Origin of the sequence: Marinovum sp., assembly GCF_034669705.1 — a bacterium.
Lineage (GTDB): Bacteria > Pseudomonadota > Alphaproteobacteria > Rhodobacterales > Rhodobacteraceae > Marinovum.
The window spans coordinates 177,020-199,590 of sequence record NZ_JAXMOR010000004.1 but is presented as its reverse complement, the minus strand read 5'-3'; the positions used below and the strand labels follow the sequence as shown (position 1 = coordinate 199,590).

At 63.3% G+C, this 22,571-nt stretch carries 22 protein-coding genes; 17 read left to right on the top strand and 5 right to left on the bottom strand.

Annotated elements, in window-relative coordinates; translation table 11 throughout:
• Nucleotides 1–34 precede the first annotated feature (34 nt).
• The 6 genes from VOI27_RS04785 (at nt 35) to VOI27_RS04760 (ending at nt 5,622) form a co-directional block, all read left to right on the top strand.
• Nucleotides 35–589, top strand: a complete 555-nt coding sequence (locus VOI27_RS04785) for a TRAP transporter small permease (protein WP_323764159.1) — start codon at nt 35–37, stop codon at nt 587–589.
• Entirely contained in the window at nt 589–1,893 is a 1,305-nt protein-coding gene (locus tag VOI27_RS04780) for a TRAP transporter large permease subunit (RefSeq protein WP_323764158.1), read from the top strand. The genes VOI27_RS04785 and VOI27_RS04780 overlap by 1 nt, the downstream gene beginning before the upstream one ends.
• Nucleotides 1,894–2,152: 259 nt before the next feature.
• The gene (locus VOI27_RS04775; protein WP_323764157.1) at nt 2,153–3,694 is read left to right on the top strand and encodes a HAMP domain-containing sensor histidine kinase; all 1,542 of its coding nucleotides are present in this window, start codon (nt 2,153–2,155) and stop codon (nt 3,692–3,694) included.
• On the top strand, nt 3,691–4,299 hold the full coding sequence (locus VOI27_RS04770; RefSeq protein WP_323764156.1) for a response regulator transcription factor: 609 nt from the start codon (nt 3,691–3,693) through the stop codon (nt 4,297–4,299). The genes VOI27_RS04775 and VOI27_RS04770 overlap by 4 nt, the downstream gene beginning before the upstream one ends.
• Nucleotides 4,300–4,389: 90 nt before the next feature.
• Nucleotides 4,390–4,872 carry a GlcG/HbpS family heme-binding protein gene (locus VOI27_RS04765; protein WP_323764155.1) on the top strand — a complete coding sequence of 161 codons (483 nt, stop codon included), beginning with the start codon at nt 4,390–4,392 and terminating at the stop codon, nt 4,870–4,872.
• 63 nt (nt 4,873–4,935) lie between these two features.
• Entirely contained in the window at nt 4,936–5,622 is a 687-nt protein-coding gene (locus VOI27_RS04760) for an ankyrin repeat domain-containing protein (protein WP_323764154.1), read from the top strand.
• A 110-nt stretch (nt 5,623–5,732) separates the two neighbouring features.
• On the opposite strand, the gene VOI27_RS04755 is transcribed toward VOI27_RS04760, so the two are convergent.
• Both VOI27_RS04755 and VOI27_RS04750 read right to left on the bottom strand, forming a co-directional pair.
• A complete protein-coding gene (locus tag VOI27_RS04755; RefSeq protein ID WP_323764153.1) occupies nt 5,733–6,989 on the bottom strand; it encodes an MFS transporter in 1,257 nt (418 codons plus the stop codon).
• Nucleotides 6,959–7,495 carry a nucleoside deaminase gene (locus VOI27_RS04750; RefSeq protein WP_323764152.1) on the bottom strand — a complete coding sequence of 179 codons (537 nt, stop codon included), beginning with the start codon at nt 7,493–7,495 and terminating at the stop codon, nt 6,959–6,961. The genes VOI27_RS04755 and VOI27_RS04750 overlap by 31 nt, the downstream gene beginning before the upstream one ends.
• Nucleotides 7,496–7,866: 371 nt before the next feature.
• Here VOI27_RS04750 and VOI27_RS04745 point away from each other — a divergent pair, with 371 nt between their 5' ends.
• The 10 genes from VOI27_RS04745 to VOI27_RS04700 all read left to right on the top strand — a co-directional run bounded on the left by VOI27_RS04745 (nt 7,867) and on the right by VOI27_RS04700 (nt 18,002).
• Entirely contained in the window at nt 7,867–8,700 is an 834-nt protein-coding gene (locus VOI27_RS04745; RefSeq protein ID WP_323764151.1) for a MurR/RpiR family transcriptional regulator, read from the top strand.
• Nucleotides 8,701–8,876: 176 nt separating this feature from the next.
• A complete protein-coding gene (locus VOI27_RS04740; protein ID WP_323764150.1) occupies nt 8,877–9,905 on the top strand; it encodes a TRAP transporter substrate-binding protein in 1,029 nt (342 codons plus the stop codon).
• A 27-nt stretch (nt 9,906–9,932) separates the two neighbouring features.
• A complete protein-coding gene (locus VOI27_RS04735) occupies nt 9,933–10,490 on the top strand; it encodes a TRAP transporter small permease (RefSeq protein WP_323764149.1) in 558 nt (185 codons plus the stop codon).
• On the top strand, nt 10,487–11,788 hold the full coding sequence (locus VOI27_RS04730; RefSeq protein ID WP_323764148.1) for a TRAP transporter large permease subunit: 1,302 nt from the start codon (nt 10,487–10,489) through the stop codon (nt 11,786–11,788). The genes VOI27_RS04735 and VOI27_RS04730 overlap by 4 nt, the downstream gene beginning before the upstream one ends.
• A 1-nt stretch (nt 11,789) precedes the next feature.
• Nucleotides 11,790–12,485 (top strand): aspartate/glutamate racemase family protein, encoded by a 696-nt coding sequence (locus VOI27_RS04725; protein WP_323764147.1) that lies wholly within the window; start codon nt 11,790–11,792, stop codon nt 12,483–12,485.
• A 166-nt stretch (nt 12,486–12,651) separates the two neighbouring features.
• Complete coding sequence (locus tag VOI27_RS04720) at nt 12,652–13,518, top strand: aspartate/glutamate racemase family protein (RefSeq protein ID WP_323764146.1); 867 nt, start codon at nt 12,652–12,654, stop codon at nt 13,516–13,518.
• A gap of 40 nt (nt 13,519–13,558) precedes the next feature.
• Nucleotides 13,559–14,581, top strand: a complete 1,023-nt coding sequence (locus tag VOI27_RS04715; protein ID WP_323764145.1) for a TRAP transporter substrate-binding protein — start codon at nt 13,559–13,561, stop codon at nt 14,579–14,581.
• Between the two features lie 74 nt (nt 14,582–14,655).
• Complete coding sequence (locus tag VOI27_RS04710; RefSeq protein ID WP_323764144.1) at nt 14,656–15,210, top strand: TRAP transporter small permease; 555 nt, start codon at nt 14,656–14,658, stop codon at nt 15,208–15,210.
• A 60-nt stretch (nt 15,211–15,270) separates the two neighbouring features.
• Nucleotides 15,271–16,584 carry a TRAP transporter large permease gene (locus VOI27_RS04705; protein ID WP_323764143.1) on the top strand — a complete coding sequence of 438 codons (1,314 nt, stop codon included), beginning with the start codon at nt 15,271–15,273 and terminating at the stop codon, nt 16,582–16,584.
• Complete coding sequence (locus VOI27_RS04700; RefSeq protein WP_323764142.1) at nt 16,581–18,002, top strand: amidase; 1,422 nt, start codon at nt 16,581–16,583, stop codon at nt 18,000–18,002. Before VOI27_RS04705 ends, VOI27_RS04700 begins: the two co-directional genes overlap by 4 nt.
• Here VOI27_RS04700 and VOI27_RS04695 read toward each other — a convergent pair.
• Nucleotides 17,976–18,734 carry a 2-keto-4-pentenoate hydratase gene (locus VOI27_RS04695; RefSeq protein ID WP_323764141.1) on the bottom strand — a complete coding sequence of 253 codons (759 nt, stop codon included), beginning with the start codon at nt 18,732–18,734 and terminating at the stop codon, nt 17,976–17,978. The two genes, VOI27_RS04700 and VOI27_RS04695, sit on opposite strands and share 27 nt — an antisense overlap.
• A 127-nt stretch (nt 18,735–18,861) precedes the next feature.
• Between VOI27_RS04695 and VOI27_RS04690 the strand changes: the two genes are divergently transcribed.
• Nucleotides 18,862–19,596, top strand: a complete 735-nt coding sequence (locus tag VOI27_RS04690) for a GntR family transcriptional regulator (RefSeq protein WP_323764140.1) — start codon at nt 18,862–18,864, stop codon at nt 19,594–19,596.
• Between the two features lie 165 nt (nt 19,597–19,761).
• Here VOI27_RS04690 and VOI27_RS04685 read toward each other — a convergent pair whose 3' ends face one another.
• Together VOI27_RS04685 and hydA are read right to left on the bottom strand one after the other, a co-directional pair.
• A complete protein-coding gene (locus tag VOI27_RS04685; protein WP_323764139.1) occupies nt 19,762–20,955 on the bottom strand; it encodes a pyridoxal-phosphate-dependent aminotransferase family protein in 1,194 nt (397 codons plus the stop codon).
• A 205-nt stretch (nt 20,956–21,160) separates the two neighbouring features.
• Entirely contained in the window at nt 21,161–22,570 is a 1,410-nt protein-coding gene (gene hydA, locus VOI27_RS04680; protein WP_323764138.1) for a dihydropyrimidinase, read from the bottom strand.
• Nucleotide 22,571 lies beyond the last annotated feature (1 nt).

Genomic DNA, 22,571 nt, shown 5'->3' with positions numbered 1-22,571 from the left:
AGCAAACCCTCCGATGAGAATAGAAGAACGCCTCTTGAAGTGGCTTGCATTGGGCGCGGGGTACGTCCTGCTGATACAGGCGGTCGTCACCGCCTTCGAAATCGTGTCCCGCAAATTGTTCAACCACTCCTTTCAGGGCGTGGACGAACTGGGGGGATATGCCCTGGCCATCGCCGGCGCGGTGGGGTTCGGCTACGCCGCCATCACATGCGCACACACCCGCATCGACCTGCTCTTGTCCAAGCTGCCACTGGCAGGACGCGCGGTGCTGCACGTGCTTGCGGCGTTCGTCCTGATGATCGTGGCATCGGGGATGTTTTGGTACGGGCTGCGGTCGCTGCGCCAATCCATCAGTTTCGGTGCGATCTCCACTACTCCGCTTCAGACGCCGCTTTGGATACCGCAAGGGATATGGGTCACCGGATTGGCCCTGTTTCTGCTGATCACGGTTGTCATTGCCGGGCGATGCGTAATCCTATTGAGCCGTCGCGATTTTGCCGGGATCGAGAAGCAGATGAAGGCGAAAAGCCAAGAACAACAGGAACTTGAAGCGGCCGGTTTCGGCGACAAATTGGATGGAGCCAACTGATGGTCAGTATCGGAATTATCGCGGTCGGCTTTCTCTGTGTCATCGGCCTGCTGTTGCTTGGTCTGCACGTCGGAACCGTCATGGCGCTGACCGCACTTGTCGGCGTAATCTACGGTGTCGGTCCAATGTTGCTCAACTCCATGGGCAACCTGATGTGGGGGCAGATGAACAGCTTTGTTCTGACCGCAATCCCGCTATACATCCTGATGGGCGAAATCCTGGTCAATTCACAGATCGCCGAGCGGATGTACCGCTCGCTCTCGGATTGGGTTCAGTGGCTGCCTGGCAAATTGCTGCATTCGAACATCGCGTCATCCACGATGTTTTCCGCTATTTCGGGCAGTTCGGTCGCGACGGCCGCGACGATCAGCACGGTGGCTTTCCCCACGTTCCGGGAGCATGGCTATAACGAGAGATGGGTTGCGGGTTCGATCGCCAGTGGTGCCACGCTCGGCATCCTGATCCCGCCCTCGATCAATCTGATCATTTACGGTGCGATCACCGACACCTCGATCGGCGCGCTGTTCATCGCCGGCATCATTCCCGGCCTGCTGCTGGCCAGCTTCTTCGTGATCATCATCGCGGTGGCGGCAACGATCTGGCCCTCGATCGCCGGTGACGGCACCGGCCCGGAGACCGACCGGTCCGGACGCTGGACACGGCTGATCGACCTGGTTGGGCCGGTTGTGATCTTCGCGCTGATTATCGGCAGCATCTACGGCGGATGGGCCACACCGACCGAAGCCGCAGCGGTCGGAGTTGTGGCCTCGCTTGGGCTGGCAACCTATTACGGCAAGCTTACCTTCGTGATGCTGAACGACAGCCTGCTGGCCACCATCCGGATCACCGCCATGATTCTCTTTGTGTTGATGGGGGCGTATTTCCTGAATTTCGCGATGGGTATCCTGGGCATCCCCGATCAAGTGGCAGCGTTCATCTCTTCGTTGAATGTGTCACCTACGGTCTTCGTGTTGTGCTTGGTATTGCTCTATCTTGTTCTTGGCTGTTTTCTCGATGCCTTGGCCATGATGATCACCACCATTCCGGTGCTGTTTCCGGTCGTCGTTGCAGTCGGGTTCGATCCGGTCTGGTTTGGTGTGTTTATCGTCATCATGTGTGAGCTTGCCTTGCTGACACCTCCGGTCGGGATGAACCTTTACATCGTGCAGGGCGTTCGGAACCGTGGCCAGATCACGGACGTGATCACCGGGGTACTGCCGTTCTTCATTGGCATCTTGGTTCTGGTTGCGCTGATCACAGTGTTCCCTCAAATCGTGACCTGGTTGCCGGAGGCTTTGGACTAGCGTTGACGCCCCCGCGGTCGCTGGCTTCGATCTCTCCCGTCAGCACGCGCCGAAGGGCAGCACCCTGCGGATCCACGGTGACGACTGTGGTGAAGTAGGGGGGCCGTCATCGGGAGCCTGAAAATCTGCGCAGACCTGTGGAAGAGGCCGCGAGGTATCGGTTTGCCTCGGATAGTGCTACGCAGGCCGAAATCACGTAGCATTTGGGTGTTTCGCGCATGACCTTCGATCGGGTGCCGAACAACGAGGTTGACCGCGCATGAACGCGGCACGTTTTCAGGGCAATGGGCGCTGGCTCGCCCTTCTTGGGTGGCTCGGGCTTTTGGCTGCAACCGTGATCGCCATGGGGGTGCTCGAACGGAAACGCCTATTCTTGGAACTTCAATCCGAGGCTGCGATCCTGCATCGAACGGCCTCTCAACGTGCAGACCAGCATGACGCGCATCTCACATCCTTGTCGGCCCTGGCCGTGGCAGGCGCGGCGGAGCGGAAAGACCTGTTCATTGATGTCGCTGCCACCATCCGGCGCTTCTATCCGCGGATCATTGCGGTCGATCTCGTTCCCCTGAATAATCCCGACAGCTACGTGACCACGCGTTCCGGCCTGTCGCGCGACCTTGCGCAATCGATTGCGGCGGGCGCAGTCGCGTCCGATGGTGCGCTTGTTCTGCGCCCGGCGCCCGACGCGAACAATCGCTACCTTGTGATCAAGCGCAGCCCTAACACCGATGCCGCCCGCTTCGGCCTGGCACTCACGGTCGATGCGACAGGGTTGCTGGCGTCCAATGCGGATTTCTGGATGCGCGCCTCGGTGTCGCGCGGCCTGAGCCTGCCGGATGGAACGGTGCTGATCGGCACCGGATTGGGCGATGGGGCAATGCAATTTCGAAAACCGCTCGGCAGCGCATCGCAACCCCTTTCCTTCAGCGCAGGAATCGCGCCACGCCTGGCCGAACTGCTGCCTTCCGGGCGGGTGCTGGCGGTTCTCTCCGGCATGACAGCACTTTACGTTCTGACCCTTCTCGGTCTGCGGCAGTTCCTGCGGGCGCGGCAGGCGGAACGTCATGCCCGGCTCAGTGCCGATGATGCGCGGCTGACCCATGCGTCGCGGGTCAATGCCCTGGGCGAAATGGCCAGCGGCATGGCGCATGAGTTGACGCAGCCGCTGACGGCCATCCTGTCGCAAGCGCAGGCAGGGCGACATTTGGCGCGGCGCGGCGATGCAGAGGGGGCGGAGCGTAGTCTGGGACGCGTCGTCGAGCAGTCGAAACGGGCGGCGGCCATCCTCGACCGGCTGCGGGACTGGACCCGGCCGAAATCTGAACGGATCGAAGCGGTGCCGGTCAACGAGGCCATCGAGAATGTTGAGGCTCTGCTGCGCCGCGAGGCCGAAACCGGCGGTGTGCGGCTTTCAACCGACCTGTCCGCGACCCGTGACGTCGTACTTCATCTCGACCGGATCGCACTGGAACAGATCGTGTTCAACCTCAGCCGCAATGCGATGGAGGTGGCAAGTGACAGTGTCGATAGCCGGATGCAGGTCACAAGCCACGCGACGGACAGCGGCATCGTCGTAGAGGTCGCCGATAGCGGGCCCGGCGTGCCCGAGACCATCCGCGATCGGATCTTCGAGCCGTTCGTTACCGGAAAACCCGGTGGCACCGGACTTGGGCTGGCACTTTGCCAAAGGCTGGCGGAACGGATGGGCGGCGAAATCATCCTGGTCCCGGATCGGGCGGAGACCGTGTTCCGACTGTGGCTGCCGCGCCCGGCGGCGCAAGACCGAAAGGCCGCTGAATGAGCCTGCCCGTTTATCTTGTCGATGACGATGACGCGGTTCGCGAAGGGTTGTCACTGCTCTTGCAGACCGTCGGCATGGATGCGCGCAGTTTCGCAGCGCCGAGCGTTTTCCTGGCAGCACTCGATAGGCTCGAACCGGGTTGCCTGATTCTCGATATCCGGATGCCCCAGATATCCGGGCTGAAATTGCAGGAACGGCTGACAGAGCAGGGCGTTGACTGGCCCACCATCGTTATCTCGGGTCACGGCGACATAGAGGCCTGCCGCCGGGCGTTTCGAAATGGAGCCATCGACTTCCTTTCGAAGCCGGTGGACGAGCAGGACTTGATCGACGCTCTCCAGAAGGGCCACGCGGAGCTTGAAGACCGATACCGCCAAGTATCGGAAACAAACGAGGCGCGTCAGTTGGTCGCGCTTCTGACCGAAAGGGAGATCGAGGTGCTGGAAATGGTCGCCAAGGGTCTGACCACACGTCAGATCGCCGACGCGCTGGCGCTGTCGCCCCGCACCGTGGACAGCCACCGCGCCGCCATCGGGGCCAAGGCCGGGACGAGTTCGGCGGCGGAGCTGACCCGGCTCTGGATCGAGGCGTGCGCGGGTCGGTAGAACTACCCATATCGCTGCAAGGCCTACGAATACCGGAGGGCGACGATTCCCCGTAAGTTCCCCTTGTCATTGAAACCAAGGAGAACTCACATGATCCGCAATCTCACCCTGGCCGCCGCATTGCTGGGCCCCGTTTCCGTCGTTGCGCAGGACCTGCCGACCGCGCCCTACCTTCCGCTCGACATGGCGCAGACCGCCGCGCAGACCGCGCTGGAAGCCTGCGCCGCCGAAGGCCACAACGTCAGCGTCGCCATCGTTGCGCGCAGCGGCGTGACCAAGGTGATCCTGCGTGCCGACAACGCCGGTCCGCATACCGTGGGCAGCAGCACCGGCAAGGCCTTCACCTCGGCCAGCATGGGCCGCGACACGGCCGGTCTGGCCGGGTTCATCGGCGGCAATCCGGCCAATGACGGGCTGCGCGACATGGACGACCGGCTGGTGATCCAGGCGGGCGGTCTGCCGATCCGCATCGGCGGTGCGCTGGTCGGCGGCATCGGCGTGGGCGGTGCGCCCTCGGGCGATATCGACGCGACCTGTGCGCGCGCCGGGCTCGACGAGATCGGTGCCGAGTAATACACGTTTTTCGTATCACGGCCGGCCCTTCGGGGCCGGCCGCCCCAAAAGAGGATCGACCCCATGCTGCGCACTCTCCTGAGCCTTTTCCTGCTGGCCCTCGCCGCAACGGCGCAGGCACAAACGGCCCCCTCGGCGTCCCAGATCGCGGGGTATGAGGGGCTGCATCGTGCCGCGCATGAGGGCGACGTCGAAACCATCCAGCGCCTTGCCGCCGAAGGGGCCGATATCGATGCGCGGGACCAGGCGGGAAGGACCCCGGCGCATGTCGCCTCCTTTGCGTCGAACGATGCCGCGCTGCGGGCTCTGGCCGAGGCCGGTGCCGACATGAACGCGCTCGAAGATCGGGTCTATGACGTGCTGACGATTGCGGCCGTCGCAGACGACCCGGAACTGGTTTCGCTGGCGATGGAGCTGGGCAATCGCGCGGATCTGATCACCAGCGTCTATGACGGCACCGCTCTGATCGCCGCGGCGCATCTCGGCCATGCCGAGGTGGTCCGCCGTCTGATCGTAGGCGGCGCGCCTCTCGATCACGTCAACAACCTGGGCTGGACTGCGCTGATGGAGGCCGTCGTGCTGGGCGATGGCGGCTCGGATCACGTCGCCACCGTGCGTGCCCTGGTCGAGGCGGGCGCGGACATGACAATCCCCGACCGCGATGGCGTCACGCCCCTGCAACACGCCTCGGCGCGTGGCTATGACGCAATCGCCGGGATCATACGGAAAGCTGCGGCGGGACACGAATGAGTGACCGTTGCTTGGTCCATTGTCCATGACAATGGCGGATGCAATGCCGTTCGATCAGGATGCGGCCGCCCGTTTGTGCATCGACCTGTTCACCTACCTCGTCGCCGGTGTCATCGGTTCGAGTGGTTGCCTGCCAGACTTTGCCCCATGGCCTCCGAATAGCGTTCCGGTACGAAGCGGCTGACAAGGATGGCGGCTGCGGCAAGCCATCCGAGATGCATGAGCCAGCCGCTTGCAAAGGTGTCCGTCGCCTCGTGCAAGCGCGCCAGGATGAAGGTCGGGGTGGCGGCGAGCAGGAATCCACCACCTTGCATGAGCGCGGCAAGGGGACCGGCCCGGGCGGGATCGGGCAGGTGATCCAGCGCCACTATGAGGCAGAGTGCGAAACTCCCGGCCAGCCCGACGCCGCAGATCGCCACCCAGAATGCCGGAAGCATCGACGGCGCGACCACCAGTCCGACAAAGCCGGTCGCCTGCATGGCGATACAGGCCCACAGCCAGGGGCGGCGGTCCCTGTGGTTCCGCGCGAGCAGCGGCAGGATGACCGCGCCGAAGCCCTGACTGATCGCCATGATCGCAACCAGCACGCCGCTTTCGCTACTGCTCCAGCCCTGCGCCTGATAGTAAGGCGCGAGCCAGGCAATCATCGACGAATAGCCGCCGTTGATCAAGCCGAACACCGCCATCAAGACCCATGTTCTGCGCCGACCGAGAAGCTGCGCGACCAAGCCCCGGTCAGGTCGGACTACCCGCGTTTCCGAAAGCAGTCCGCCGGCGATCACCAGAGCCAGCAGGACGGGCAGCGACAGAACGGCGAGCGCCGTCGTCCAGGAGCGGCCAACCTCCACCAGGGCCGGGGTCAGCTGCGCCCCCAGGGCACCGCCCGTCATGATCATGGCGGAATAGAGCCCGGTCATGCTTGCCACGGTTCCGGCGAACTTTTCCTTGATCAGCCCCGGAAGTGTTGATTGGATGAAGGCCGTGCCAGCGCCGCACAGGATGGCCGTCAGGATCAGGACCGTGCCGTTGCCTGCGAACAGCCGGAGCGCATTTCCGAGCAACAGCAATACAAGTGCCAGCATCAGCCCCCGTCTTGTGCCGAGGGTCGCCTGAAGCGGGGGCGATACGAAGGCACCGATCCCCATAAGCATCATCGGCAGCAGGGTCAGAAGTGACAGAGCGCCATACCCCAACCCGGTATCTTCGGCGATCTGCGGCAGGATCGGCCCCGGCGCGGCCAGAAACGGACGCAGGTTGAGCGCGATCACCACGATGAGAAGAACCAGCGCCACCCGACGGGGCGTGGCCTTGTCTGCCTCGAATGCCACCATGGTCCTTATTTTTCGTCCGATGATTTCGCCGTCCACGCCTCGTATATCCCGGGCGCCGCCGCATCCTCGGGCGCGGCATAGCGGATCTTGGCCCAGTCCTGTGCGTCGAGGGGCTGTGACAAGGCCGCAAAAGCGGCCGCCGTGCCCAGACCATAGGGCGTGCCGCTTCCGTCGGAATAGCCGATGACGATCTCGCTGATCCCGGCGTTGCGCATGGCGGCCAAGCACATCGGGCAGGGCTGGCCGCTGGCATAGACCGTGCAACCGTCCAGCCGGGTGCTGGCCAGTGCGGCCCCGGCCTCGCGCAGCGCCACAAGTTCCGCGTGTGCGGTCGGATCGTTGTCGGCCTCCATTCGGTTCACCGCCCGCACCAGAACCTTTCCATCCCGGACCAGAACGGCTCCGAAGGGCTGGCCGCCCTTCGCTACATTTTCGCGGGCGAGGTCAATTGCTTCTTGCATGAATGACTTGTCGTTCATTTCGTATCCCTCTTTCCTGTATGAGTCTTGTTGTAGCGGCGTGACCTCGTCCTTGTGGGCCAAGTTCACTTACGCGCCTACATCCGATGATCCCGGCATGATGGGGTTCCTGTCGCCGAGGATGACCGCCTCACGCAGCACTGTCCAGCCGAGTGTTTTGACGGGGCCGATTTCGGCGCGGCTTCGATCCGTGTTCGGGCCGTCCCCACATATCGCCGTTCCGCCGTCGGGTGTGGATAGAGCGCGACCCTCGGTCCGCGGGAACTCCGGGCTGATCTCGCTTCCGTCGTGGGTGCAGATCAGGACGCACGGTGCGAGATGAGCGCTGCGAATGCAGACCAGGAATGTAGAATACCGCGGGCCGAGTGACCCTTCTGCTTGGAAAGGTTGCCATTACACTATATCCAAGAAAAAACCTTTTCATGGAGGTCGCCATGGCGGACCAACCCTTCCTCGCCCGGGTGCGGCGCAAGCTGCCGGAATTGCATCCGGCCGAACGGCGGCTGGGCGAGCTGGTCTGCGACTTTCCGGGTGAGTTGGCCAGCTATTCGGCATCGGAACTGGCGGCCTTGGCCGGGGTTTCGAATGCGACGGTAACAAGATTTGTCCGGCGTCTGGGATACGAGTCCTACGAAGACGCGCGGCGCGACGCGCGGGACGAGGCCAGCAGTGGCTCGCGGCTATATCTCCAGCACACCGGACGGGCCGACGCGGCCGAGCCCGCGCGCTTCATGGAGACCGACATCAACAATCTGCGCGAAACGCTTGGCGACATCGCGCAGGACGACGTCGATGGGCTGGCGACAGCGATGCTTGGGGCGCGAAAGATCTGGTGCGTCGGCTACCGTGCTGCAAATCCAATGGCGCATTACCTGCAATGGCAATTGCTTCAGGCCGTCGATGACCCGATCCCGGTCCCCGGCGGAGGCCAGACGATGGGCGAACACGTCGCCCGGATGTCAAAGACCGACGTGGTCATCATGTTCGGCCTGCGACGCCGGGTCTCGGGGTTTTCCGAACTGCTCGGAACGGTGGGCGAAACCGGCGCGCGGGTCGCGTTGATTTCCGACGAAGGCATGGCGATGAACCGCGACGTGGTCTGGCATTTCCGCTGCGCCACACGCTCTTCCGGACCGCTGTTCAGCCACGTCGGCGTCATGGCGCTGATCAACCTGATCGCCAACCGAACGATCGAGCTGGCCGCCGAATCGGGGCGCCGCAGGTTGCAGCACATTGAAGGCTACAACGACCTGCTGCGGGAACTCTGACCATATCGCCCTGCTGAAGACAGAAGCACCCCGAGAAAAATACTGTACGCAATCCGGGCGTTGCCGCGGCGCGGCGAAGAAAATATGTTTTCTTTTGTGAAAACTACTTTGTGTTTACACGAAAATCTGTTTTCATGAGCGCATCGAGTTTCGTCTCACCCAAAAAGGACATCACCATGCGCTCCCTCTTTGCCACCACCGCTTTGCTCTGCCTGGCCCAGGCCGCTGCTGCCGACCCTGTTTCGTTGCGCGTCCTTGGCCAACCGGTCGGCTCTGGCCTGATCCAACAGGAGAAGGAACAACCCTTCTTCGAAAACCTGGCCGAGACTTCCGGGATCGACGCGCAGGTCGAATACCTGCCCGTCGACGTGGCCGGCATCCCCGACAATGATGGCATGCGCGTGATCCGCACCGGGCTTTTTGACATCGTTTCCTTCCGCGGCCCGCAGGTCAGCCGGGACGAACCCACCATGCTGGGCCTCGACCTCGTCGGGCTGAACCCCGATTTCGAGAGTGGCAAGACCCATACCGAAGCCTTTCTGCCGGTGGTCGATTCCGCGGTGCAGGAGCGGTTCAATTCCAAGGTGTTGGGGGTCTGGCCGGCCGGTCCGCAGGTGATCTTCTGCAAGCCCGAAATTGGCGGGTTGTCCGATCTTGAGGGTCTGAAGGTGCGTGTCGGCGACCAGTCCGCCGCCGCCTTCGTGGGACAATTCGGCGCCACCGGCATCCCGCTGCCCTTCGGTGAGGTCCAGCAGTCGCTGGCCCGCGGCGTGGTGGACTGTGCCATCACAGGCCCCTCCTCGGCCAATTCCGCCGGCTGGCCGGAAGTCACCACCACCGTGCTGCCCATCGCGCTGCAACTGGCGATGAACGGCTATGCCATCAATCTCGACAGCTGGAACAAGCTCGACGGCGACCAGCAGGAGAAACTTCAGGGCGCCATCGACACGTTGGTCGACGATGTCTGGGCTTACTCCGAAGAGCTCTACTTGGACGCGATGAACTGCAACACCGGGCAGGAGCCCTGTGAACACGGCACCTCTTACAGCCTGAAAAGCGTGCCGGTCTCCGACGCCGATCTGAAGTCCGTCTCCGAGGCGCTGGTGGGCTCTTCGCTGCCGGCCTGGACCAAGCAGTGCAACGCGGTGCGTGAAAGCTGCGAGGCTGACTGGATGGCCTCGGTCGGCGCCAAGCTGGGCCTCTGAGGCCACTTGAAAGGGAGGGTTGCACCGATGAAGACCTATTCGCGGATCTGCGCGATCGTCTTCGGCCTGATGATGACGGCGCTCTGCGTCGTCATCGCGGTCGAGACCGTGCTGCGCAAGCTGCTCAATCATTCGCTGGCCGGCGTGGACGAGCTTTCGGGCTATGCCATCGCCATCGGCGCGCCCCTCTGCTTTGCCGTGACCGCGGTGGAGCGTAGCCACATCAGGATCAACCTGCTGCACATGCGCATGCCCGAGCGCATGCAGGCGGTGCTGAACCTGATCTCGGCCATGTCTCTGTCGGCGCTGGCGCTCTTCCTCCTCGTCTTCACCGTCCGCACGGTGCAGGAGACGCAGATGTTCGGTTCGGTCGCACAGACGCCGTGGATGACGCCGCTGATCTGGCCGCAATTGGCCTGGATGATCGGCATGGGCATCTTCACCTTGTCCACCGTCGCGCTGGCGGTGCGGGCGCTGATGCTGGCGGCGCGCCGCGACGGTCTGGCGCTGACCCGCGAATTCGCCCCGGAAACGGTCGAGGATGAATTGGAAGCCGAACTTTCCGATCTGGAGGCACGGGCATGAGCATTACCGTCATTTTCACCGGCTTCATGGTCATGTTGCTGCTGATGTTCCTGTCGATGCCGGTCGCGGTTTCGATCCTCACGGTGGGCGGCGTCGGCGGCTACATGGCCTACGGTATGCCGCTGGTCGAGACCATGGGCGGTGTCGTCTGGGGCACGCTCAACAACCCCGTCATGACCGCGATCCCGCTCTTCATGCTGCTGGGCGAGTTGTTGCTGCGCGGCGGCATCGCCGACCGGATGTTCGACACGCTGGCGGTCTGGCTGGGACGTCTGCCCGGCGGACTGCTGCATACCAACATCGGCACCTGCGCCTTGTTCTCGGCGACCTCCGGCTCCTCGGTCGCCACCGCCGCCACCGTGGGCACAATCGCGCTCCCCGCGCTTGGCGAACGCGACTATCCGGTGCGCCCTGCATTGGGCACGCTCGCTGCCGGCGGCACCCTCGGAATCCTGATCCCGCCCTCGGTCAACCTGCTGGTCTACGGCTCGCTGGCCAATGTCTCGGTCGGGCAACTCTTCATCGCCGGCATCCTCCCTGGGATCCTGCTGACGCTTCTCTTCTCGGCCTATGTCGCCTTCAGCTATCCGGACGCGGGACGCAATTCCAGCGCGCCGGAAGTCTCGAAGGCAGAAAAGCGCCGGCTCCTGCGTCACCTGATCCCGCCGGCGGTGATCTTTGGCATCGTCATGGGCTCGATCTACGGCGGGCTGGCCACGCCCACGGAAAGCGCGGCCCTCGGCGTGATCGCCGCCTTCTACTTCGTGTGGAAGGGCGGGCGGCTCAACTGGCACCTGCTGGAGAACTGCTTCATTCAGTCGGCTCGTACGTCCGGGATGGTGATCCTTGTCATCGTCTGTGCGCTGCTGTTGAACGTGACGCTGTCGATGACCGGCGGAACACAGGCCGTGACCCGCTGGGTGACAGGGCTCGGCCTTTCGCAGACCATGCTCTTGCTGCTTCTGGTGGTGTTCTACGTCATCCTCGGCATGTTCATGGACGCGATGTCGATGCTTGTGCTGACCGTGCCGATTGCAGTGCCGATGGTCACGGCGCTGGGCGTCGATCCGGTCTGGTTCGGGGTCTTCGTGGTGGTGATGTGCGAGATCGGACTGATCACGCCGCCGGTGGGCATGAACCTCTTCGTGGTGCAGGGCGTGCGCAAGGGCGGTGGCGATTTCAACGACGTGATCCGTGGCGCCACGCCCTTCGTGGTGATCATGATCGTCTTCGCGGGCCTGCTCGTCGCGGTGCCGCAGATCGCGATGTTCCTGCCTGACATGGCTGCGGGGCGCTGAGATGGAAACGATCCTGTCACCCTGCACCGCCCAAAAAACCGCCCGGCGCCGCATCCTCGTGGTCAATCCGAACGGCAACCCCGAGGTCACGCGCTTGGTTTCGGACGTGGCAACACGGCTGCTCGGTCCCAAGACCACGGTGCGAGTGGTCTACACGGCGGACAGTCCACACTCGATCGAGAACCCGGCCGATCGCAGCAAGGCTGAGCCCTTGGCGCTCGACCTGCTGGCGCAGCATCCAGGTTATGATGCCTATGTCATGGCGTGCTTCGACGATATCGCGATATCCGGTGCCCGGGAGTTTCTGGATGTGCCCATCCTTTGCGCGGCAGAGGCAGCCATCTCGCTTGCCAGGTTCTTCGCGCCACGCATCGCCATCGTCACGACGGTGGAAACGATGGTGCCGGGCATCCGCACGCTGGTAAAGTCGCTCGGCGCTGAAACGGTTTGCAGCGTCCGAGCCGCCGGGATCGGCGTCGCGACCGCGGCAGCGGGAGGGGCCGAAGTTGAAGCCAGGCTCGATGCCGCGATCGAACTCGCCCGTCGAGAGCACGGGGCGGGAGCGATCATTCTCGGCTCTGGCGGGCTGACCGGACGGGCCGAGACGCTCTCGGCCAGGCATGGCCTTCCTGTGATCGGCGCCATCGAGGCTTCGATTGCATTGGCCGAGGTTCTGGCCAACCTTCGGACCCGATAAAACTACTTTGAAGGCGTCCCGGGAACAGTCCCGGGGCGCTGTTTTCACGAGCGGACTTTGCCAGCCATGAGCACCCGGCCCGGCACGATTTACGGCTTCGCAAAAGTAAGACGGCCCCACGCGAATCGGCTCTCCACCACTTATTGACACGGTAGAAAATTTAAAATTGATTTTTTATCAGTATATTAAAAGTTATTTAATTTTTTATTTGATTTCTTTTCTTCCGTTCTACACCATCGCCGAAACCAAGTTTGGAGACTTCCAGATGCACACCAGAACACGCATTGGCCTGCTGACGCCTTCCTCGAACACAGTCATGGAACCGCGGGTCTGCGAGCTGCTGTCAGGCAACCCGGAAATCACCGCGCATTTCGCGCGGTTCCGTGTCACCAAAATCTCGATGGGGCGCGATGCACTCGATCAATTCACCTTCGAGCCGCAGCTCGCTGCCGCCGAATTGCTGGCGGAAGCCAAGTGCGACGTGATCGCTTGGGGCGGCACGTCCGGCGGGTGGCTCGGGGCGCAGAATGATGTCGAGCTGTGCAAGGCCATCACAGACCGCACCGGTGTGCCTGCCACCACCTCGACCCTTGCCACGCTTGATGGCTTTCGCGCCCTTGGCGCCGGCACCTACGGCCTTGCCACGCCTTACCTCGCCGAGGTGCAGGAGGCGATCGTCAGCAATTTTGCCGCGCTTGGCTTCGAGTGCCTCGATGAACGGCATCTGGAAGACCCCGGCAACTATTCCTTCGCGCAATACAAGGAGACGGAAGTGGCCGAATTGATCCGTCAGGTTGCCGCCGATGGACCCGGCGCCGTCGCCGTCTTCTGTACCAATTTCGACGGGCCCCGCGTAGCGCCCGACATCGAGCGCGCCACCGGCATTCCGGTGCTCGACAGCATTTCCGTCACCCTCTGGCATGCCCTGCGGCTTGCCGGAGTCGACACCGCGGCCCTCGCCAAATGGGGCCGGATATTCCGCTACGAGCTGCCTTCTGGGGCCCGCAGCGGTGGCACGCCTGTTTCGGCGTAATCGCGGCTTTCGCCGCAACACATCCGATGGGAGGAAAGACATGAAGACTTTGATGACCCTGGCCACGACAGCGCTGATTGCCGTCAGCGCCACGGCCCAGGCCGAGACTTACCAGTTCAAGGCGCTCGGTCAACCGGTCGCCACCGGCCTGATACAGAAGAACGTCGAACAGCCGTTTTTCGAGAACTTTGCCGAAAAGACTGGCATCGACGCCGAGATTGACTACAAGCCGCTCGACGTGACCGGCATCAAGGACACCGAGCAGCTGCGCATTCTCAAGGCGGGCCTGTTCGACATTGTCTCGCTGCGCATGAGCCAGATTTCGCGTGACGAGCCGACGATCCTCGGGCTGGACCTCGTCGGTCTCAATCCCGACTACGCTACCGGCCGCGAGACCGTGGCGGGCTTTGCCGACAAGGTCGACGCGCAGCTGCAGGCGAAGTTCAACACCAAGCTGCTGGGGGTCTGGCCCTTTGGTCCGCAAGTGCTCTTCTGCGAGCCCGAGATCGGTCAGCTTGCCGATCTGAAAGGCAAAAAGGTCCGGGTCTACGACCAGAATCTCGCGAATTTCGTCTCCTCGGTCGGCGGCACGCCGGTGCCGATCGGCTTTGCGGACGTGCACCAGTCGCTGGCCCGTGGCGTTGTCGACTGCGCCATCACTGGCCCAAGCTCGGCAAACTCCGCCGGCTGGCCCGAAGTGACCAACTACATGCTTCCGGTGGCCTTTCAGCTGGCGCTCAACGGATACGGCATGAACCTCGATGCCTACAACCAGCTCTCGGGCGAGGATCAGGCCAAGCTCGATGCCGGCTTCGATGCGCTGGTCGAGGAAATCTGGACGTATTCAGAAGGACTGTTCGACGATGCAGTGCGTTGCAACGTGGGCCAGAAGCCCTGCGAGACCGGCAAGGAATATGACCTCAAGCTGGTCGAGATCACCAAGGCCGACAAGGATATCATCGAGAACGCGGTGAACGAGATCTCTTTCCCGGCCTGGGCTGAGATCTGCGACAAGCAGAACCCGTCCTGCTCGGCCGACTGGAAATCGGCGCTCGCCCAATGACCGACGAGACAGCCAACGGGGCCCAAGTGGCCCCGTCTTCCCCCGCCGTGGGACAGCTTGCCGGAGGGCACGTCATGGAAAGTTTCGCCGCCTTCGCCGCCCGCCTGTTCGGCATCGCGCTGGTCTCACTCTCGCTCTTCGTCTCGGTCGAGACAGTGGCGCGCAAGCTGTTCAACTTCTCCTTCGAGGGCGCGGACGAACTGGGCGGCTACGTGCTGGCGGTGGGCTCATCGCTGGCCTTCGTGGTGGCATTGGTCGACCGCGCGCATATCCGCATCGACGTGTTGCACGCGCGGTTTCCGAAGCGGCTTCAGGCGATCATGGACTGGCTCTCCATTGTTTCGATCGCCGGGCTCGGGCTCTTCATCCTCTACGTGGGCCGCATCGTGATCGTCGATACCATGGCCTATGGCTCGACCGCGCCGACACCTTGGGCAACGCCGCTGATCTGGCCGCAGGGGGCGTGGTATGCGGCGCTTTGCCTGTTTGCCCTGACCGCGATTTACATGGCGGTGCGCGCGACGGTGCAGGTGGTGCAGGGCCGGCTCGACCAGGTCAGCGCCGAGTTCCACCCGAAAGGCGCTGTCGAGGAACTTCAGGAAGAAATGAGCGATCTGGAACGGCGCTAAGGCGCCGCCCTTCGTCGGAATGGACCGGGTGCCGCTGCGCCCCGGAAATGGGAGGCAATCATGGGCGTAGGCTCTGTATTCGTAGGCTTTTTCGGGATGATGGGGCTTTTGCTCATGTCACTTCCGATTGCCGTCATCATGGTGGTGCTGGGGGTCATCGGCGGGGTGCTGCTCTATGGCTGGCCGCTGCTGAATTCGATGGGTCCGGTGATCTGGGGGGTGCAGAACGAGAACATCCTCACCGCCATACCGCTGTTCATCCTGCTGGGCGAACTGCTGCTCAGAAGCGGCATCGCCGACCGGATGTACGGCGCGCTGGCGATCTGGCTGAACCGGTTGCCGGGCGGGCTTTTGCACACAAATATCGGCTGCTGCGCACTCTTCGCCGCCACCTCCGGCTCTTCGGTCGCGACGGCGGCGACCGTGGGCACGGTGGCGCTGCCCAACCTCAAGGCGCGCGGCTACGGCGCCCGCCAGGCGCTCGGGTCACTGGCCGCCGGCGGCACCCTGGGCATCCTGATCCCGCCCTCGGTCAACCTGCTGATCTATGGTTCGCTGGCCAACGAATCGATCGGGCAATTGTTCATTGCCGGCATCATCCCCGGGATCGCGCTGACGTTGCTGTTCATGGTCTATATCGCGGCGGAATCCTATTTTATCCCCGCCTCGACCGGCGAAGACGAGCCACGCGTTCCCCTGTCAGTCAAGATCGCGGCGCTCCAGCACCTTGTGCCGCCGGCAATCATCTTTGCGGTGGTCATGGGCTCGATCTACTTCGGCATCGCCACACCCACCGAATCCGCGGCTCTCGGCGTCGTGGTGGCGCTGGCTTTTGCCGCCCGCGAAGGCAAACTGTCGCTCGAGTTCTTCGACAACTGCTTCCGCCAGACCGCCAAAACCACGGGAATGATCCTGCTGATCATCACCGCGGCCTTCATGCTGAACGTCACCCTGGCGCTCGGCGGCATTGCGCAGACCATGACCGAATGGGTGGCATCCTTTGGCCTGTCAGCCTGGGCGCTGTTGATGGCGCTGATCGTCTTCTACCTGTTTCTCGGCATGTTCATGGACGTGCTCTCGATGCAGGTACTGACCATCCCTGTGGCCCTGCCCATCGTCACCGCGGTCGGCATTGACCCGATCTGGTTCGGCATCTTCATCGTGCTGATGTGCGAACTGGGAATGATCACCCCGCCGGTTGGCATGAACCTCTATGTCGTGCAAGGCGTGCGCACCGACGGCGGGCCGTTCCGCGACGTTGTCCTGGGGGCGATCCCTTACGCGCTGATCATGGTGCTCTTCACCATCCTTCTGATCTTCGTGCCGCAGATCGTCACGTGGCTGCCGGAAACCATGAGTGGGCTGGGGCGATGAAAGAACCAAGCTGGAAACTGGGGGCGGCCGCATTGTCGGCCGCCTACCGCGCAGGCCGCACCGATCCGGTTACGGTCGCGGAGGGCCTCACTGCGCGCATCGCATCGCTCAACCCCAAACTCAACGCCTATGTCGCGCTTGCCGATGACTTTTCCGAGCAGGCGGCGGCGTCGCGCCTTCGCTGGTCCGCGGGCCAGCCACTGTCGCCGCTCGATGGCGTGCCAGTCGCGGTCAAGGACAACCTGCATGTCATGGGGTTGCCCACCACATGGGGCAGCCGCGCACTGGACGGCCCGGCCATGGCGGACGAACTGCCGGTGGCGCGGCTCCGGGCCGCCGGTGCCCTGCTGGTCGGCAAGACCAATACGCCGGAGTTTGCTGTCGAAGGCTATACCTCCAACGCCCGTTTTGGCACCACCCGCAACCCCTGGGACCCGGCGCTGACGCCAGGCGGCTCCTCCGGGGGATCGGTGGCCGCGGTGGCGGCGGGGCTGGCCTGCATCGCCATCGGCACCGACGGCGGCGGCTCGACCCGCCGCCCCGCCGGCCATACCGGGCTCTACGGGTTGAAACCTTCGATCGGGCGCATCGCGCGCGGCGGCGGCCTGCCGCAAATCCTGATGGATTTCGAGGTGATCGGCGCCTTTGCCCGCGAACTTGCGGACCTGACCCCGCTCTACCGCGTGCTGGCCGGGCCGGACCGCGGCGACCCCGCCTCGCGCTCGCTGCCAGAGGCCCCCACCACGCGCCAGGGTCTGCGCATCCTGTCGGTGCCGCTGCTTGACGCGCACCCCTGCGATCCACAGATCCTCGCAGCCCATCGCGCCCTCGTGGGTCGGCTCCAGGACCTAGGTCATCATGTGACGGAAGGCGCGCTGCCGCTCGATCTCACCGAGATCGATGCCTTCTGGGGAAGATTTGCGCAAATCGGCCTGGCACAGATTGCCGCGACCCTGCCCGGGATGCAGACCAAGGCCGCGCCGCAGTACCTCGCCATGGCCGAAGCTGGCAGCGGTGTGCCCGCCGTTGAGCTGTTCGCTGCGCTTCAGGCGGTGCAACGGCTCAGGACCGATTGTTCGCGTCTGTTTGGCGACTGGGATGTCATCGTGATGCCCTGCGCCGCCGCCCAGCCCTGGCCCGCCGATCAGGGCCACCCCGAGAAGATCGCCGGCCAGCCGGTCGGACCGCGCGGCCATGCCATCTATACCGGCTGGGTCAATGCCGCCGGGCACCCGGCGCTGGCAGTGCCCGCCGGTCGGGACGCGGCCGGCCTGCCAATCGGCTGCCAGCTGATCGGAGATATGGGCGCGGAGAACCAGCTGCTTGATCTCGCCGCGACGCTTGCGACGACAGAAAAGCGGACCTGGAACTGGCCCGCCTTCGCCCTTTCGTCAGCCAGGTCGGCCGAGGTGCAGTGACACCTCGCCGAGGCCGTCGATCCGCCCGAGGATCGCGGCCTCGGTCTTGACGTAAGGCAGTCCGTTGAGCGAGCCCGTGATCACCACCTGCCCAGGATTCAACCCGCCGCAATGGTCACCGACCATCTCTTCGAGCACGAGGAAATTCTCAAAGGCATCCCCCCCCGGCACCTTGGCTGCACCGTCGAGCAGCAGGTCGTCACCGCAGCGCAAGGACGCCTGTATCTCGCCCATCGGCAGATCCTGCCAGGCTTTGACCGGCGCGCCCAGCACCAGCCCACCATTGATCTGGTTGTCTGCCAGCTTCAGCATCGGCGTCGCATCGTCAGTCAGTCGGGTGCGGACAATCTCGATCACTGGCAGGGCCGAAAGACAGTCCGCCACCCGACGCCGGCGGTCCGGCGCGTCCCGCGGCGGCAAGGGCGCGTCGACGCGAAATGCAATCTCCAGCTCGATGCCGATGGCCTCATTGGCAGGTACGGCCAGCTCCGCGGGGTTGTCGATCAGATCGGCGGCAAGGATCGGCGCCATGATCCGTGGCGCGTCTGGCTTGTTGGCCACCTTGAACGCGCCGACAGGCCCGCAAGCCGCGACCACGCCAGCCTGAACGGCATAGGCGTCGCGCTCCGAGAGCGGCGATTCTGTGAACCTGCGCGCATCGACCGGGCGGCCGCTGCGGCGAGCTTGCAACATGGCATCCACAAGCAGATCGCCCTGTGATAAATTATTCATTTTGTTCTTTCTTTCAGTGAGTTAGTGTGATCTTAATTGTATGTTTTTTAATTTTCCACGGCAAGCTGTGTCGTCTACAAAAGTCTGTTCTGGGGCGGACTTCGGGAGAGAGCACAAGGGGGGCGTGATGAAAACGCGCAAGACCGAGCATCAACGGCGCCGAATGACCAGCCGAGGCAAGCAGGTGATCAGCCGCATCCCCCTGCATGAGCAGGTGGCTGACGAAGTGCGCCGCATGATCATCAGTGGAACCCTTGCCCCGGGCGAGAAAATCCGCATCTCCGAGCTGGCTGAAGAGCTCGACGTCTCGATGACTCCGATGCGAGAAGCCTTGAAGATCCTCGCCAAGGAATCCCTCGTCGAGCTGATGGCAAATCGCGGCGCCCGGGTTTCGGAGATCTCGGTCGAAGGCACGCGGTCGCTTTTCGAGGTGATCTCGCGGCTTGAGGCGCTGGCCGCCGAACTGGCCGTCCAGAGGATCACCGACGACGAACTGGCCCGGCTGGATGACCTGCATGCCCAAATGCTCAAGAGCCACGCCGCCGGCGATCTGCCCGGCTATTTTGACTGCAATCTCAAAATACACAATCTGGTGGTCGATGCGGCCAAGAACCCCGATTTGACCCGGGTTCGGACCTCGCTCGGCTTTCACGTCGAGCGTGCGCGGTTCCTGTCTGTCACCACCTCAGCGCACCGCGCAGTGTCGATGGAAGATCACTCGAAGCTGATGCGAGCACTCAAGGCCCGCGACGCCGATGCCGCCCGTGACATCTGGCAGGTACACCTGCAACGCGCGGGTGACGAGGCCTGCAGGCTGGTCGAGCAATGGCAGGAAGAGGTCGGCGTTGGCGCAGGAGGCTGATCGGGTCTGTGGCCTGAAAAAAGGCCGGGCACGTGGCCCGGCCAGTTCAGGGAGCATTAAAATTAGAGCGTTTCGCGTTTTACTTGCGACACCCTGCATCATCTAACGCGTTGAAATCTTTGATTTCAGGCAGCGTTAGATGATGCAGGTTAAACGCGAAACGCTTTAAGCTGCGCGTACGTGTCGTTCGCCAGCATTTGCCGTGGCGAGGAAATCCAGGGCCGCCTGTGCACCGCCCCTGGTATGGGGCACCGCGGCGCGGGCGAGGCCCATCTCGATGCCCGCCAGCGTGCCCATCAGCATCAGATCGTTGAAATCCCCAAGATGCCCGATGCGGAACACCCGGTCCTGAAGTTGCCCGAGCCCGTTGCCAAGCGACATGTTCAACTCGCCATGGATTATCCGGCGCAGCGCATCCGCTGAATGGCCGTCGGGCATCATAACCGCCGTCAGCACCGGAGAGCGATGTTCCGGCACCCGGCACAGCACCTCAAGTCCCCAGCCAGCCACCGCACGCCGGGTCGCCTCACCATGGCGTTCGTGCCGCGCGAATACCGCCTGAAGCCCCTCTTCGTGGAGCATTTCCAGCGCCTCGACCAGCCCGTAAAGCATGTTGGTGGCCGGGGTATAGGGGAAATATCCGGTCTTGTTGGCGGCGATCATTTCGCCCCAATCCCAGAACGACCGCGGCAGCGACGCCTTCTCAGAGACGGCCAGCGCCTTGGCGCTTACCGCGTTGAAGGACAGACCCGGCGGCAGCATCAGCCCTTTCTGCGATCCGCCGATGGTCACGTCGACGCCCCAGGCGTCATGCTGATAAGCGACTGACCCCAGTGACGAGATCGTGTCCACCATCAGGAGCGCCGGGTGTCCGGCGGCATCAATGGCGGCGCGCACGGCAGCGATATCCGACACCGCTCCGGTGGAGGTCTCGTTATGCACGACGCAGACCGCCTTGATTGCGTGACCGCTGTCTGCGTGTAGATGATCCTCGATCGCCGCCACATCGGCCCCTTGGCGCCAGTCGGTCTCGATCACCTGGGGGTCAAGGCCAAGCCGCCGGGCCAGCCGCTGCCAGAGCCAGGCGAAATGCCCGGTCTCGCACATCAGGACTGCATCGCCCGTTGACATGGTATTGGCCAGAGCTGCCTCCCAGGCCCCGGTGCCAGAGGCCGGATAGATGATGACATCCGCCTCGGTGCCGAAAATCGTCTTCATTCCGTCAAGCGCGCGACGGCCAAGGTCGCCGAACTCCGGAGAGCGGTGATCCATGGTGGGATGGTCGATTGCCCGCAATACGCGGTCGGGCACCGTACTGGGGCCGGGTATCTGCAGGAAGTGACGTCCGGGTTTGCGCATCTCTGGTCTCCAAAGCTTGATTTCATCCGTTGCTACAGCAGCTTAAGCTATTTTAGATTTTTAATCTAATTATTTCTATCTTGCTGTTTTTGCGCGGTTTATTGCATTTTATGCTGCAAGTGCACCAGCAGTTGAGCCTTGGAAGAAGCGGCGGGGCGAATCGGTTCGATCCGGGGCCGTCGGCGCGCGGTCGAGTGACGTCCGCTCAGATCCCCATATCTGGCGGGCCGCACTCGAGAAACCGACCCCGGCCCTTCGCAGCGTGTAACGCGCCGCCCGCGATCACGACTTCGCCGCGCGACAGAACCGTCTCTGGCCAGCCGGTGACCTGGCGGTCCTCGTAAGGTGTATAATCGACGTTGTGGTGCAGCATGTCATTACTGACTGTCACCACGCGGTCGACATCCCAAATCGCCAGATCGGCGTCAGTCCCGACGGCAATCGTGCCCTTGCGGGGATAGAGCCCGTAGAGCCGCGCCGGGTTGGTCGCGGTCAAGGCCACGAATTGGTTGAGCGAGATGCGCCGCTGCCCAACACCTTCGGAAAACAGCAGCGGCAGCCGGGTTTCCACGCCGGGAATGCCGTTGGGCACATGGGCAAAGCTCGCACCATCACCGCAGAGCTTCTTGCCGGTCTTGCTGTCATAGGCAAAGGGCGCGTGATCTGACGAGAACACCTGAAAGGTGCCGTTGGCCAACCCGCGCCAAACGCTCTCCTGGCTGGCGGTGTCGCGCGGTGGCGGCGAGCAGATATGCTTGGCGCCCTCGAAGCCCTCGAGGTCGAGATCAGCGGCAGTGAGAAGGATATATTGCGGGCAGGTCTCGGCGAACACTCTGAGCCCCTTGGCGCGGGCGGCGGCGATCTGCTCCATCGCCTCGCCACCCGAGACATGTACCACCAGCATCGGCACGTCGACGATCTCGGCCAGCGAAATCGCTCGGTGCGTCGCCTCACGCTCAGCGATCGCCGGGCGCGCGTCAGCGTGAAAGCGCGGCGCGGTCTGGCCGGCCTGTTCCAGTGCCTCGGTCAGCCAGGCGATAGCGTCGGAGTTCTCGGCGTGGATCATGGTCAGCGCGCCTTCGCGCTTTGCCAGGGCCAGCACCTCGATGATCTGACGGTCGTTCAGCTTCAAATCGTCATAGGTGGTGTAGACCTTGAATGAGGTATAGCCCTCGCGGATCAGCGCTGGAAGCTCCTGTCCCAGCACCTGCGGAGTGGGGTCGGTGACGATCAGGTGGAAGGCGTAGTCGATCACCGATTTGCCCTCAGCGCGGGCATGGTAGTCCTCGATTGCGGCGCGCAGGCTCTGGCCTTTCTGCTGGCACGCGAAGGGGATCACGGTGGTGGTGCCGCCAAATGCGGCGGAGCGTGGCCCACTGTCGAAGTCATCGGCCATGACCGATCCGTCGCTGCTGGGCTGATCGAAATGGCAATGTGCATCGACCCCACCGGGCAGGATCAGCTTGCCACTGGCGTCAATCTCTTCGCGGCCTGACCTGAGCGCACGGCCCAGCGCAGTGATGACGCCGCCGGAGATACCAATATCGGCGTCAAAGATGTCGGCGGCGGTGGCGATCCGGCCGCCGCGGATGACGAGGTCAAATTCGGTGCTCATG

Bases quoted from the DNA above. Each gene is read 5' to 3' on its own strand.
- VOI27_RS04780 (WP_323764158.1), top strand. From the start codon at position 589: ATGGTCAGTATCGGAATTATCGCGGTCGGCTTTCTCTGTGTCATCGGC.
- VOI27_RS04775 (WP_323764157.1), top strand. From the start codon at position 2,153: ATGAACGCGGCACGTTTTCAGGGCAATGGGCGCTGGCTCGCCCTTCTT.
- VOI27_RS04770 (WP_323764156.1), top strand. From the start codon at position 3,691: ATGAGCCTGCCCGTTTATCTTGTCGATGACGATGACGCGGTTCGCGAA.
- VOI27_RS04765 (WP_323764155.1), top strand. From the start codon at position 4,390: ATGATCCGCAATCTCACCCTGGCCGCCGCATTGCTGGGCCCCGTTTCC.
- VOI27_RS04760 (WP_323764154.1), top strand. From the start codon at position 4,936: ATGCTGCGCACTCTCCTGAGCCTTTTCCTGCTGGCCCTCGCCGCAACG.
- VOI27_RS04745 (WP_323764151.1), top strand. From the start codon at position 7,867: ATGGCGGACCAACCCTTCCTCGCCCGGGTGCGGCGCAAGCTGCCGGAA.
- VOI27_RS04740 (WP_323764150.1), top strand. From the start codon at position 8,877: ATGCGCTCCCTCTTTGCCACCACCGCTTTGCTCTGCCTGGCCCAGGCC.
- VOI27_RS04735 (WP_323764149.1), top strand. From the start codon at position 9,933: ATGAAGACCTATTCGCGGATCTGCGCGATCGTCTTCGGCCTGATGATG.
- VOI27_RS04730 (WP_323764148.1), top strand. From the start codon at position 10,487: ATGAGCATTACCGTCATTTTCACCGGCTTCATGGTCATGTTGCTGCTG.
- VOI27_RS04725 (WP_323764147.1), top strand. From the start codon at position 11,790: ATGGAAACGATCCTGTCACCCTGCACCGCCCAAAAAACCGCCCGGCGC.
- VOI27_RS04715 (WP_323764145.1), top strand. From the start codon at position 13,559: ATGAAGACTTTGATGACCCTGGCCACGACAGCGCTGATTGCCGTCAGC.
- VOI27_RS04710 (WP_323764144.1), top strand. From the start codon at position 14,656: ATGGAAAGTTTCGCCGCCTTCGCCGCCCGCCTGTTCGGCATCGCGCTG.
- VOI27_RS04705 (WP_323764143.1), top strand. From the start codon at position 15,271: ATGGGCGTAGGCTCTGTATTCGTAGGCTTTTTCGGGATGATGGGGCTT.
- VOI27_RS04700 (WP_323764142.1), top strand. From the start codon at position 16,581: ATGAAAGAACCAAGCTGGAAACTGGGGGCGGCCGCATTGTCGGCCGCC.
- VOI27_RS04695 (WP_323764141.1), bottom strand. From the start codon at position 18,734: ATGAATAATTTATCACAGGGCGATCTGCTTGTGGATGCCATGTTGCAA.
- VOI27_RS04690 (WP_323764140.1), top strand. From the start codon at position 18,862: ATGAAAACGCGCAAGACCGAGCATCAACGGCGCCGAATGACCAGCCGA.
- VOI27_RS04685 (WP_323764139.1), bottom strand. From the start codon at position 20,955: ATGCGCAAACCCGGACGTCACTTCCTGCAGATACCCGGCCCCAGTACG.
- hydA (WP_323764138.1), bottom strand. From the start codon at position 22,570: ATGAGCACCGAATTTGACCTCGTCATCCGCGGCGGCCGGATCGCCACC.